The following is an 11,553-nucleotide window of genomic DNA, read 5'->3' as shown; positions in this document are numbered from 1 at the left end:
GCACGGCGATCACGACCAGCCCCACCGCGAGGATCACGCCCATCGCCGGGAACCCGGCCCGCGCCGACAGCACGCTGCCCACCAGGGGTCCAGCCGCCGGTCGATCCCCGCCACGCTCAACTCCTCCGTGCTGAACCGCAGCGGCTCCTTGTCCGGCCGCTTGCTGTCGCCGAGGGCCCAGGAGTCGTCGCCGATCCGGGCGAGGGTCACGCAACCCTCGGTGCAGGGGCCGCCGCAGGCCTGCGTGAACGAGGCCGAGGTGATGTCGAGGGCGTAGAGATCGGTGCCGTTGAGCATGGGGTGCCTTCCTGTCTGGTCAGTCGGTCGGACTCGCGTGCACTCCGGAGGCGTGATCGCGGATCTCGGTGGCGTGGCGTGCGGCCTGAGGGATGTCGCCGGATTGCTTGGAGGTGGTGAGTTGGCGCCAATTCGCGGTGCAGGTGTCGCAGTTCGGGGCCGGTAGGCAGTCGAGCAGCCATGCGTCGAAGCCGGCGGGGACCTGCGGATGGGCTGTGCCTTGCCTCATGCGGGTACTCCTCGGCAATGTCGGTCGGCCACGACTTATGAGGCTCCGTCGCCTTACCGGGGTTCTCCGTACAGCCTCAGGCTAGAGAGGAGATACCCGTCGCAGCCAGCTATGTGCACCAATGTGCACTTGGACTTTTGAATAGGGGCATGGCTGCTTTGTGCTCTTGACCGATGCTTGCCCGAACGCGAATGTGGTGCACATCGGCGCACTATCAGGCAATCGGAGGCAGTCATGCGCTTACGGTTCATCGGGATCGACCCGGAGACGGGCAGGGACGGATCACCGACCGCATGGGTGGACGTGGACAACGCGGACATCGTGATCCAGAGCTATACGGCCGACGAGGCGACGCGAGTGGAGTGCGCGAAGAACACGGCGCCTGGGCACGCGCAGGGCATCCCGGACCACGAGACCGTGATTCGCATTCCCGCCCGTCTGGCGCAGATGTTGAGGGAGGCCTGCGATGCCGCAGAACGTGCCCAGCTTTGACGAACTCATGGAGGCCGCGCAGCGCTCCGCCGTGCACCTCGAAATGCGCGATCAGTACGCGGTCGGCGACGAGGCGGATGACTTCAACGCGTGGCTGAGCACCGGGCGGAGGGACACTGATCCCACCTCGGAGTACTGGGCGCCCTGGGTCGACCTGATCTCCCGCGCGGTCGCCCGTAGTGTCGTCGTACGGCGTGCCCGTATCGTCTCGGAACCGGTCACCGACTACATCCGGTACGAGCACGCGAGTACGGGTGTCAACGTGATGGCCGGCGAACAGGTGCGGTGGTTGCCCCGCCCGAGGGCGGTCGACCTGATGCTGCCGGGCGCGGATCTGTGGATTTTCGACGGGACGCAGGTCCTCTTCAACCACTTCACCGGCGTCGGCGATTGGGCTGACCCGGGCAAGGAGTTGCGCACCGAGCCGAGTATCGTCAAGCAGTGCTCGGACGCCTTCGAGGCAGTCTGGGAACGCGCCGTCCCGCACGAGACGTACGAGATCCACTGACAGAAGCATTGTTGGTCAGCTCATGCCCATATCCCCGTCTTCTTCGGCCCAAGCCGCACGCGAGAATGTGGCGCGGCAACTGCGCGACCTGAGGAAGAACGCAGGCCTGACGGTCACTGAGCTGGCCAACGAGTGCGGTTGGCATCACGCGAAGACCTCGCGCATCGAGAACGCCCGCACCCCTCCGTCTCCGACCGACATTCGCCTGTGGTGTCGCGCGACAGGCGCCATCGGCCGGACCCCGGACCTGATCGCGTCCTCGCAGCACGCGGAATCCCTTTATCGGGAGTGGCGGCAGCGCGTTCGTACGGGCCTGGCCAAGTTGCAGGACAGCTACGCCGAGGTGTACCGGTCGACCGAGTTGCTGCGGGTGTACTCCCCGGTCCTGGTACCGGGGTTGCTCCAGAGTGAGGGGTACGCGCGGGCGTTGCTCGGCATGAGCGCCCGTTTCCACGGGGTTCCGGACGACGCGGCGGAGGCTGCTTCTGCGCGGGTGCGGCGTTCGCAGGTGATCCATGAGCCGGGCCATCGTTTCGTGTTCGTCATCGAGGAGGCGGTGCTGTACTACCAACTCGGTGATGCCGAGGCGATGGCCGCACAACTGGGCTACCTCCTCACGGCCGGGGCGCTCCCGCAGGTGTCATTCGGCATCATCCCGACGGCGACTCGCGAGCGCGCGATCTGGCCGCAGGAAACCTTCAACGTCCACGACGACACCCTCGCCGCCGTCGAGCTGGCCACCGCCGAGGTCAACATCACCCAGCCCTCTGAAATCGCGCTCTACATCAAGGCGTTCGAGCAACTCCGAAGCATGGCCGTGTACGGGGCGGACGCCCGGTCGCTGATAGTGAGGGCCATCGACGCGCTGCGCTGATCCGGCCGCTGTCTGCACTCTCAGGTCTTGATTACGTTGAGGAAGGTGTGCAATGCCGCAGAACGTGCCCAGCTTCGCTGAACTTCTCGACAGTGCGCGGCGATCGGCCGTCCACCTGGAGATGCGCGACATATACGGAGTCGCCGGCGAGGCCGACGACTTCGGCCACTGGCAGCGGACGGGAGAACGGGACAACGACCCGGAGTCCCCGCACTGGGGCCCTTGGACGAGCCTCATCCGTCGTACGGTTGCTCGTGGAGTGGTCGTGCGCCGCGCCCGTATCGTGTCGGAACCGGTCAGTGACTACATCCGCTACGAGTACGCGGGCACGCCGGTCAACATCGAGGCCGGTGAGCAGGTGCGGTGGCTTCCGCGTCGGCAGGCCTCCGACATCGCGCTGCCGGGCAACGACTTCTGGCTCCTGGACGACCGGTTGATCCGCTGGAATCACTTCACCGGGGACGGCGCGTCCGGTGGCGGAGAGATCAGCGAGGACCCGTCCGCGGCGGAACTGTGCGCCGGGGCGTTCGAGGCGGTGTGGGCGCGAGCAACCCCGCACCAGGAGTACAAGATCAGGTAGTGCGCAGGGCGGACCGTCGGCCGGTGAACGGAGCTGTCCAGGAGGGCTCCAACGCCGTGGTCACATCGGCCACATGGTGACCGTCGCACCTCCGGACGACCGGCACGGCGGTCGCCGTAGAGTGATGCACCATGCGAAGCCTGGCCCGTCTGCCGAAGGCCCATCTCCATCTCCATCTGGAAGGCGCGATGCGCCCCGGCACGTTCGCGGAACTGGCGGGCGAGCACGGCGGACAACCGTCGGGCGCAGGTGGCTTCACGTCGTTCGAGGACTTCATGTCCATGTATCGCGTCGCTGCCCGGCTGGTGCGCGAGGGTCCGCGGGAGAACCTTCTGCGGCTGGTGCGCGAAGTGGTCGAGGACGCCGCAGCAGACGGAGCGGTGTGGATCGAGCCGCAGGTGAACCCCCTGACCTACGAGGACGATCCGGGCGCGGCGCTCGACCTGCTCGACACGGTGATCAACGAAGGCCGCTGCACTGCTGCCCGGCTGGGCATCGGCTTCGGCGTCCTGGTGTACGCCCGGCGCAACGCAGATCCGTCGGAAGCAGTCCGGACCGCACGCCTCGCGGCCCGGCGGGCAGGAAACGGAGTGGTCTCCTTCGGTCTGGCCGGAGACGAGGCCCGATTCGCTCCTGAGCCGTTCGCCCAGGCATTCACCATCGCCCGTGATGCCGGGCTGATTCCAGCCCCGCACGCAGGGGAACTCGCCGGTCCGGCCAGCGTGCGTGCCGCACTCGACGTGCTCGGCGCGCGACGGATCGCCCACGGCGTACGGGCGGTCGAGGACCCGGCCCTCGTCGCCCGCCTCGCTGCGGAAGGGGTGGTCCTCGACGTCTGCCCCACCTCCAACGTCGCCCTCGGCGTCGTGGAATCCCTGTCCGTCCACCCTCTCCCGCTTCTGCTGCAAACCGGCGTCCGGTGCACACTCAACGCCGACGACCCTCTCCTGTTCGGTCCCGGCCTGCTGGACGAGTACGAAACAGCCCGCACGACCTTCGCCCTCACCGACCCTCAACTCGCCGCGATAGCCCTCACCTCGGTCGAATCCTCCGGCGCCCCGCGCGCAACCGTGGAGGACGCAGCCACACGCATCGGCGAATGGCTGCACACCCCTGACAAAGCAACGACCCCCCGTCCCAAGGGGCGTGGCGACTGCCGCACCCGTCAGTAGCCCTCGGGCGCAGTCGGCCAGAGATGTGGGACATTCGTCAAAGAGCCAGAGATGGCGCCGTCAACATGCGCGGCGAGCGGGCATCGTCAAGCACCGTCTATTCGCCCAGCGCCCCATGCCGCCAAGCCAACAGATCGATGCACTCCCGCAGTTCGGGCTGTGGCTGGCCGGTGTGTTCGCGCATCGCCATGATGGCCTGGATGCTGCGGCCGGCGGCGATGAGCGCGTCTACCTCTGCTTGTGCCTCTGGCGGCAGTCTGTTCCACAGCGTGTCATCCACGTTCAGATCCAATCAGGTGAACGGCCTTATGGCGCGGGATGGTTGAGGCAACTCCTCGTCTTGTTGCCATGAAAGGTGACAAAGGCGCCGACCTGCGTCCCGTCGGGCAACTACTCTGCGAACGCGCCGCGTTACCCAGTGCGGCCAGCGGAGGAGGAATCCTGTGTCAGCGTCCTGTGACCCCGCGTACGCTCCCGTCGGTGATGTGGGCGCCGCGCTCATGATGGTCGACTCGCGGCTCAAGGCCGTTCATGCCGGAAAGTCCGCGACGGATCCCGAACAGCAGGAGCTGATGGAGCAGTTCCTCGCGTCGCTCGGGCCCGATGGGCTGGATGAGTTGGTGGACGGTGCGTGCACGCTCATCTATATGTTCATGACGTGGCTGCGGAAGGCCCACGAGAGTGAGGGCAAGGACGTCATCGAGTACGTGGTGCCGACCCTCGTGGCCACGATGCGGATGATGCCCAGGAGTTGTCCCCCCGAGGTCATCCCGATGATGGCCGGCCTGGTGATCGCCGCCGGTACCGAACTGAGCCCCAACCTGTGGCGTCAGCAGTACGGCGACTGGACCAAGGAGGAGATGACGCCTCTGGAGGCCACGGCGTTCCTGCTCGCGGAACACATCAACCGCATCGCCGACAACCCCGACTTCGCCACCCGCATGATCGTGGACGCGCTGACCAACGCGGGTGGGGAAGGCTAGCTCGTCCCGTTCCCGTTCCCGTTCCCGTTCCTGTTCTCGTCCACGGGCCGCACCTCATAGTGCAACGTCGGCGTCCGCATCGCCTTGTGCGCCAGCGGTACCAACATCCCTTGCAGGAACGGGTGTTTGCGGCGCAGTAGCTTCGCCGCGTGTTTGTCCTCCGCGCCGCCGTTGTCCAGCAGTCGCGCGCGGGCGTGGATCTCGGGGCCGGTCGGCTTGCCGCGGACGGTGGCGGGGGCGAGTTCCACCTCGGGGTTGTTGCGGATCCGCTTGGCCTTCCAGGCGCTGCCCGGTGTGCGGAAGTACGCGTGGTCACCCTCGACGGCCAGGCTCACGGGGGTGCCGACGCCCGTGCCGTCCCGTTTGTGCGTGGTGAGTAGGACGGCGTACGGCTTGGCGAGGTTGACGAAGGGATCGGGCTCGGGGCTCGTGCTCGGGCTGCTCGAACTGGTCATGCTTCCATGGAGGCACTGTCGGCCCGATTTGTCACGGTGAGGGGCTCGGGTACGTCACCCACGCCGCCGTTTCGCTTCGCCTGGACGCACAGCCCGACGTAGACGAGATCGAGCACGCTGCACATGATGCCGAGCCCGAGCAGGAACCCGCCGTCGTCCTCAAGGGCGCCGAAGAGGATCGTGGGCGCGAGTGTGCCGAGCCACTTGGCCACCGCGATCGTCACCGACTGCCCGCGCAGTCCGCGCCGTGCGACGAACATCGCGATGAACAGGGCGGACATCAGCAGGTTCTGGAGGAACGCGGAGTAGCCGGCCCCGTCCTCCGCGCCGAACTTCGCCAGGAACAGCCACTGCACGGCGAACGACATCCCGAACAGCAGCACGCTCAGCCCGGCGAACATCCGTGGTGTGACGAACGACGGGAACTCGGCGCGGCCGTACCGGAAGAACGTGTACACGATCACGGCGTCGGCGATGCCCCACACCAGGTTGATGCCACCCTGCACGGACGGGTCGAAGGCCAGGTTGTGCACCGCGTACGTCCACTCCCACGCGAAGTTCAGGCCCAGCGCGACGGCGGGCATGGCGTAGGTGCGTTCGCGGAACCCGACTCGGATCGCTTCGATGTACACGATCGTCCAGGCGATGCCGCTCGCGAGGATGAGGGCGATATGCATCTGCGTCTCCTGTTGCGGATCTCCGAGGGGTCGCGCGGACGCTAACAGACACGTTCGGGGATGTGGGCGATGACCGTCTTACGTGAGTGTGACGGGCGGGAGTCGCCATACGTAGGGGTCGGGCGTCCTGACTTCTTGCGCAAGCTCCGTGTCGCTCAAGGGAGTTGGGCGTGCGAGCAGGCGGGTCATCGCCTCATAAAGTCGCCGGAACATGAGCCTGAACCCCCTCCAGGTCGAACCTCGCCCACACGCACTTCGCGTACGGCTCCTGCCGGCATCCCCAGCTGTCGGCCAACGCGTCGACGAGCGCGAGGCCGCGGCCGCCTTCCTCATCCGGGGTCGAGTCGTGGAGTCGGGGGAGTCTGTCCCGGTCCGGGTCTGACACCTCCAGGATCAACTCCGCGCTGTTGAGGGTGAGTTCGACCTTGATCTGGGAGTAGGAGACCTGGCAGTGGGTCACGGCGTTGGTGACGAGTTCGTTCGCCAACAGGGTGACCGCGTCGGCCAGTTCGTCGGTGATGCCCCAGTCCGCGAGGGTCTTGCGGACGCGTTGGCGGGCGGTGGGGACGTGGCTTCGGTGTTTGGGGATGCGGAAGCTTTCGGACGCGGGCATGGGGAACTCCGTCCTGACGGGGCATCAAGTTGGGCTGTGCTGCGGCGCCTTCATGAAGCTACGGCTGGATTCGGCGCCTGCGCAACAGGTTCGAGTGAATGCATTCACCTGTCCACTCGATCGAGTGACATGCTCTCGGAGGGAGCGGTCCGTGTGGCATCGTTGCCGAAAGATGAGGGGAGGGCCCATGCCCGCAGGTGGACGGCCGACGGTACGCAGCAGGCGTTTGGGTACGGCGCTCAGGCAGTACCGACACGCGGCCAAGCTCGATCAGCCGCAGGCTGCCGAGGTCATCGCGGCAAGTCAGGCCAGGATCAGCCGACTTGAGAGCGGTCATGTCACGGCGCGTGTGATCGAAGTGCGGCTGCTGCTGGATGCGTACGGCGTCAAGGACCCGGAAGTGCGCGTCAAACTGGAGGAGTTGGCCAAGCACTCCAAGAACCGGGGCTGGTGGCTGGAGCACGCCGCACACCTACGGCCGGACTACGTCGATCACATCGCTTTGGAGGACGACGCCACGTACATCCGGGAATGGCAACCGGTGCTCGTACCCGGGTTGCTGCAAACTCCGGCCTACGCGGAGGCGGTTATCGCCTCGACTCCTCACTACATCGCTCCCGAACGGATCGCCCAGTTGGTGAAGGTGCGCGAGGGGCGACAGGCGAAGATCGAGGAGGGTGCAGCAACGTACACGGCCATCCTCTGGGAAGCCGTGGTCACGCAGCCGATGGTGAGCGTCGAGATTCACCGGGAGCAGTTGTCCAGGATCCTTGAGGTGAGTGAGCGGAAGAACGTCACCATCCAGGTGCTGCCGTTCAGCGCGGGGGCGGTGGCGGGTTCTACGTACGCCTTCTCCTCTTTCAGTTTCGAGTCCGAGCCGACCGTCGAAGCCGTAACTATGGACAACTTGCGAGGTACTTCGGTCCTTGAAGGTGCTGAGGATCTTGCCGCTTACGCCAACGCGTACGACCAACTACGATCGGCGGCATTGGGACCGGACGCCAGTGCGCGACTGATTCGAAGTGCACTGCGGAGCAGCAAGGACAACACATCGTGACCGAGATCGTAAGCACCTTCCGGAAGTCGTCGTACTCCACCGGCGAGGGCAACTGCGTAGAGGTCGCCGACACAACCGGCTACGGCCGAGCCATCCGCGACAGCAAGCACCCGGAAGACGGTGCCGCCCCCCTCCTCACCGTCTCCCGCGACGCCTGGCAGGAATTCCTCCAGCAGTTCTGAGGCCGTTCAGTCCCCTCAGCTTCCGGCGAACCTGTCGAGCAGGCTATGGGGTGTGCCGTCGCCCAGGATCACGTGGAGATCGGGGGCGTCGACGGCGGACGCTGCGCTGCGGGGGAACATCGCCTGCTCGTACGCGGTGAGCGCGGCCTCGATGTCGTCGGGGTGCGCGGCGATGGCCTTGCCGAGTTCGGCGCCGTCGTACATGGCCAGGTTGGCGCCTTCGCCGTTCGGGCCCGTGAGGTGGGCGGCGTCGCCGATCAGGGTCACCCCCGGTGTCCGGTCCCACCGGTGGTCGACGGGCAGGGTGTGGAGGGTGCGCAGAACCGGTGCGGTCTCACCGTCGGCGATCAGCGCGGTGAGTTCCGGCGCCCAGCCGCCGAACTCCTGGACTATCCGTGCGGTGGCCCCGGCGGGATCGGTGAAGTCGATGCCGGCGAACCAGTCCTGCGGCCTGGACAGCATCACCCAGGAGTGGAAGTTCCCGTCGCGCTCCCGGTGAGCCATGATCCCCTTTCCCGGCTCCAGCGCCATCGTCGCTCCGGCGCCGAGGGTCTTCGCGCTGGTCGGGTGCCGCGTGTCACCGTCGAACAGGTACGTCTCGACGAACGAGATGCCGATGTACTCGGGTACCGCGTCGGAGAGCGACGGCCGCACCCGGGACCACGCGCCGTCCGCGCCGACCAGCAGGCTCGTGGTGACGGTGGTGCCGTCGGCGAAGGCCACCTCGTGGCGGCCCCCGTCGAGCGCACGGACACCGCTGACCTTGTGCCCCCACCGGACGGTGCCGGCCGGCAGTGAGTCGAGCAGCATCCGCCGCAGCTCGCCGCGCAGCACCTCGGGGCTGCCACCCGTACCGTCGTCCGGCAGGTCGAGCAGGATCTTCCCGGCGCGGTCCAGGACCCGCATCGCCTGACGCCCCTCCAGGACGAGGCCGTGGAACTCCTCCATCAAGTCCGCTTCCTGAAGCGCCAGTTGGCCGTTGTAGTCGCGGATGTCGAGCAGCCCGCCCTGCGTGCGCGCCGTCGCGGAGGACTCCGCCTCGTAGACCGTGGACGGGATTCCATGGACGTGCAGGACGCGGGCGAGCGTGAGACCGCCGAGTCCCGCGCCGATGATCGTGACGTGCGTGCTCATAGTGATTCCTCGCGTGTTCACGCCTGCCGGATGGACGCCCGGCAGGACCTCCGTGAAACGTTCCAGACCCCGCCGACAGCGCACCGACACGTCTCGCCGCCCACCGACAGCGGACCGACACCGGCTACGACGACGAAGGCGCCCTGCGGTTGATCCGCAGGGCGCCCCTCATCGTCGTAGCGAAAACGACTACAGCTTCTCGATGACGTAGTCGACGCACTTCGTCAGCGCCTCGACGTCCGCCGGGTCGATCGCCGGGAACATCGCCACGCGGAGCTGGTTGCGGCCGAGCTTGCGGTACGGCTCGGTGTCGACGATGCCGTTGGCGCGCAGGACCTTGGCGACGGCCGCCGCGTCGATCTCGTCGGCGAAGTCGATCGTGCCGATGACCTGCGAGCGCTTGGTGGGGTCGGACACGAACGGGGTCGCGTACTTCGACTCCTCCGCCCAGCTGTACAGGCGGCTCGACGAGTCCTTCGTGCGGGCCGTCGACCAGGCCAGGCCGCCCTGGCCGTTGATCCACTCAAGCTGCTCGTTGAGGAGGAACAGGGTAGACAGGGCAGGGGTGTTGTACGTCTGGTTCTTGCGGGAGTTGTCGATCGCCGTGGGGAGACTGAAGAACTCCGGTACGTGGCGGCCGGACGCGTGGATACGTTCCGCGCGCTCGATCGCGGCCGGGGAGAAGACGCCGATCCATAGGCCGCCGTCGGAGGCGAAGGACTTCTGCGGGGCGAAGTAGTAGACGTCCGTCTCGGCGATGTCGACCGGGAGGCCGCCCGCGCCCGACGTGGCGTCGACGAGGACCAGCGCGCCCTCGTCGGCGCCCGCCACGCGCTTGATGGGAGCGGCCACACCCGTCGACGTCTCGTTGTGCGTGTACGCGTACACGTCCACGCCCGCCTCGGCGGCCGGCTCCGGGTGCGTGCCGGGGTCGGAGGAGATGACGGTCGGCTCGGCCAGCCACGGCGCCAGCTTGGCCGCCTTCGCGAACTTCGAGCTGAACTCGCCGAAGGTCAGGTGCTGGGACTTGTTGTCGATCAGGCCGTGGGTCGCGACGTCCCAGAAGGCCGTCGAACCGCCGTTGCCGAGGACGACCTCGTAGCCCTCGGGCAGCGAGAACAGCGCGGAGACGCCCTCACGCACCTTGCCGACCAGGTTCTTGACCGGGGCCTGGCGGTGGGACGTGCCCAGCAGAGACGTACCGGTGGCGGCCAGCGCGTCCAGCGCCTCCGTCCGCACCTTGGAGGGGCCAGCGCCGAAACGTCCGTCGGCGGGCTTGATGTCAGCGGGAATCTGGATATCAGCCACGAGCCGGAGCGTATCCCCTCGGTGAAACCGGACGGAAACGCGTCCGTTCGATGAGACGACCGGCGAGATCACCGACGAGACGACCGATGAGACGACCGATGAGACGATCCGTCCGGCCCGTGGACAAGTGGATCAGTCGCCCGGGGTCAGCTTTACCGGCAGCTCGAAGATGTCGTTCTGCGTCACCACCGGCTTGTTGCGGAGCTCGGTCGCCGGGACCGCCAGGTCCAGGTGCGGGAAGCGCTCGTAGAGGGCCGGGAGCGCCACGTCCGCCTCCAGGCGGGAGAGGGCCGCGCCGGGGCAGACGTGCGGGCCGTGGCCGAAGGAGATGTGGCGGTTCTCGCTGGTGCGGGTGATGTCGAACTCGCCCGCCGTCGGGCCGTGGGCCTCCTCGTCGCGGCCGATCGCGGCGTACGACACGATCAGCGCGTCCCCGGCCGGGAGGACCTTGTCGCCGACCTGGACGTCCTCCGTGGCGAAGCGGATCAGGACGTGCGAGGTGGGCGTCGAGTGGCGCAGGGTCTCCTCGACCACCGAGGACCAGTCGGCCTCGCCGGCCAGGACGAGGGCGCGCTGGACGGGGTGCGTGGACAGGTTGACGACGGCGTTGACGATCAGCGAGATGGTCGTCTCATGCCCTGCCGCGACCATCAGTTGGAGCGTGGAGACGATCTCCTCGTCGGTGAGGTGGTCGCCGTCCTCGGACGCCGCGATCAGCGCCGAGGTCAGGTCGTCGCCGGGTTCGGCGCGCTTGGCCGCGACCGTCGCGGCCATGATGCCCGCGAGTTCCGTGAGGGTGGCGATCACCTCGGCCGGCGGGGTCTGCGTCGAGAAGAACTTCTCGAACAGCTCCTTCAGGCGCGGGAGCGCTCCAGGACACCCCGGATGGTCTGCGCGGAGACCGGGTCGACGCCCTCGAACGGCTCGTCCAGGAACAGGACTTCGGGGTTGTGGAGGAGAGCGGCGGCGAGCCCGATCTTCTTGCGCATACC

The 11,553-nt window shown here is 67.3% G+C and carries 16 protein-coding genes and 2 pseudogenes; 8 read left to right on the top strand and 10 right to left on the bottom strand.

The annotated features are described in order from the left end of the window. Nucleotides 1-33: 33 nt before the first annotated feature. Nucleotides 34-297, bottom strand: a complete 264-nt coding sequence (locus ACNFOC_RS42085; RefSeq protein ID WP_416964295.1) for a DUF397 domain-containing protein — start codon at nucleotides 295-297, stop codon at nucleotides 34-36. A 19-nt stretch (nucleotides 298-316) separates the two neighbouring features. Beyond that, nucleotides 317-526, bottom strand: a complete 210-nt coding sequence (locus ACNFOC_RS42080) for a hypothetical protein (RefSeq protein WP_416964294.1) — start codon at nucleotides 524-526, stop codon at nucleotides 317-319. Nucleotides 527-760: 234 nt separating this feature from the next. Here ACNFOC_RS42080 and ACNFOC_RS42075 point away from each other — a divergent pair, with 234 nt between their 5' ends. The 5 genes from ACNFOC_RS42075 (at nucleotide 761) to add (ending at nucleotide 4,152) form a co-directional block, all read left to right on the top strand. Next, a complete protein-coding gene (locus ACNFOC_RS42075) occupies nucleotides 761-1,018 on the top strand; it encodes a hypothetical protein (protein WP_416964293.1) in 258 nt (85 codons plus the stop codon). Next, nucleotides 993-1,526 (top strand): DUF6879 family protein, encoded by a 534-nt coding sequence (locus ACNFOC_RS42070; RefSeq protein WP_416964292.1) that lies wholly within the window; start codon nucleotides 993-995, stop codon nucleotides 1,524-1,526. The genes ACNFOC_RS42075 and ACNFOC_RS42070 overlap by 26 nt, the downstream gene beginning before the upstream one ends. Before the next feature lie 22 nt (nucleotides 1,527-1,548). After that, nucleotides 1,549-2,400 (top strand): helix-turn-helix domain-containing protein, encoded by an 852-nt coding sequence (locus ACNFOC_RS42065; RefSeq protein ID WP_416964291.1) that lies wholly within the window; start codon nucleotides 1,549-1,551, stop codon nucleotides 2,398-2,400. 52 nt (nucleotides 2,401-2,452) lie between these two features. Then, entirely contained in the window at nucleotides 2,453-2,980 is a 528-nt protein-coding gene (locus tag ACNFOC_RS42060) for a DUF6879 family protein (protein WP_416964290.1), read from the top strand. A gap of 131 nt (nucleotides 2,981-3,111) precedes the next feature. Then, the gene (gene add / locus ACNFOC_RS42055; RefSeq protein WP_416964289.1) at nucleotides 3,112-4,152 is read left to right on the top strand and encodes an adenosine deaminase; all 1,041 of its coding nucleotides are present in this window, start codon (nucleotides 3,112-3,114) and stop codon (nucleotides 4,150-4,152) included. Between the two features lie 97 nt (nucleotides 4,153-4,249). On the opposite strand, the gene ACNFOC_RS42050 is transcribed toward add, so the two are convergent. Next, the gene (locus tag ACNFOC_RS42050) at nucleotides 4,250-4,432 is read right to left on the bottom strand and encodes a hypothetical protein (protein WP_416964288.1); all 183 of its coding nucleotides are present in this window, start codon (nucleotides 4,430-4,432) and stop codon (nucleotides 4,250-4,252) included. A gap of 163 nt (nucleotides 4,433-4,595) precedes the next feature. Here ACNFOC_RS42050 and ACNFOC_RS42045 point away from each other — a divergent pair, with 163 nt between their 5' ends. After that, nucleotides 4,596-5,135, top strand: coding sequence for a hypothetical protein (locus ACNFOC_RS42045; RefSeq protein ID WP_416964287.1), 540 nt, complete (start codon nucleotides 4,596-4,598; stop codon nucleotides 5,133-5,135). On the opposite strand, the gene ACNFOC_RS42040 is transcribed toward ACNFOC_RS42045, so the two are convergent. From ACNFOC_RS42040 to ACNFOC_RS42030, 3 genes are all read right to left on the bottom strand, one after another. Continuing rightward, nucleotides 5,132-5,590 carry a PPOX class F420-dependent oxidoreductase gene (locus ACNFOC_RS42040; protein WP_416964286.1) on the bottom strand — a complete coding sequence of 153 codons (459 nt, stop codon included), beginning with the start codon at nucleotides 5,588-5,590 and terminating at the stop codon, nucleotides 5,132-5,134. The genes ACNFOC_RS42045 and ACNFOC_RS42040 overlap by 4 nt on opposite strands. Then, nucleotides 5,587-6,267 carry a transmembrane-type terpene cyclase gene (locus ACNFOC_RS42035; RefSeq protein WP_416964285.1) on the bottom strand — a complete coding sequence of 227 codons (681 nt, stop codon included), beginning with the start codon at nucleotides 6,265-6,267 and terminating at the stop codon, nucleotides 5,587-5,589. The genes ACNFOC_RS42040 and ACNFOC_RS42035 overlap by 4 nt, the downstream gene beginning before the upstream one ends. Nucleotides 6,268-6,460: 193 nt before the next feature. Beyond that, nucleotides 6,461-6,880: an ATP-binding protein gene (locus ACNFOC_RS42030; RefSeq protein WP_416964284.1), complete on the bottom strand. Its 420-nt coding sequence runs from the start codon at nucleotides 6,878-6,880 to the stop codon at nucleotides 6,461-6,463. A 187-nt stretch (nucleotides 6,881-7,067) separates the two neighbouring features. Between ACNFOC_RS42030 and ACNFOC_RS42025 the strand changes: the two genes are divergently transcribed. Next, nucleotides 7,068-7,937 carry a helix-turn-helix domain-containing protein gene (locus tag ACNFOC_RS42025; protein WP_416964283.1) on the top strand — a complete coding sequence of 290 codons (870 nt, stop codon included), beginning with the start codon at nucleotides 7,068-7,070 and terminating at the stop codon, nucleotides 7,935-7,937. Continuing rightward, the gene (locus ACNFOC_RS42020; protein WP_416964282.1) at nucleotides 7,934-8,119 is read left to right on the top strand and encodes a DUF397 domain-containing protein; all 186 of its coding nucleotides are present in this window, start codon (nucleotides 7,934-7,936) and stop codon (nucleotides 8,117-8,119) included. The genes ACNFOC_RS42025 and ACNFOC_RS42020 overlap by 4 nt, the downstream gene beginning before the upstream one ends. Before the next feature lie 15 nt (nucleotides 8,120-8,134). On the opposite strand, the gene ACNFOC_RS42015 is transcribed toward ACNFOC_RS42020, so the two are convergent. The 4 genes and pseudogenes from ACNFOC_RS42015 to ACNFOC_RS42000 form a co-directional block, all read right to left on the bottom strand. Beyond that, the gene (locus ACNFOC_RS42015; protein WP_416964281.1) at nucleotides 8,135-9,253 is read right to left on the bottom strand and encodes an FAD-dependent oxidoreductase; all 1,119 of its coding nucleotides are present in this window, start codon (nucleotides 9,251-9,253) and stop codon (nucleotides 8,135-8,137) included. Nucleotides 9,254-9,442: 189 nt separating this feature from the next. After that, on the bottom strand, nucleotides 9,443-10,561 hold the full coding sequence (serC, locus tag ACNFOC_RS42010; protein ID WP_416964280.1) for a phosphoserine transaminase: 1,119 nt from the start codon (nucleotides 10,559-10,561) through the stop codon (nucleotides 9,443-9,445). 132 nt (nucleotides 10,562-10,693) lie between these two features. Beyond that, a pseudogene (locus tag ACNFOC_RS42005) lies at nucleotides 10,694-11,428 on the bottom strand (cytochrome P450); the annotation flags it as partial. After that, nucleotides 11,419-11,553 (bottom strand): annotated as a pseudogene (locus tag ACNFOC_RS42000) (ABC transporter ATP-binding protein); the annotation flags it as partial. The pseudogenes ACNFOC_RS42005 and ACNFOC_RS42000, both read right to left, overlap by 10 nt.

This window comes from Streptomyces colwelliae (assembly GCF_048158785.1).
Taxonomy (GTDB): domain Bacteria; phylum Actinomycetota; class Actinomycetes; order Streptomycetales; family Streptomycetaceae; genus Streptomyces.
Note: the sequence above shows the minus strand (reverse complement) of the source record. Positions and strands in the feature narration are given on the sequence as shown.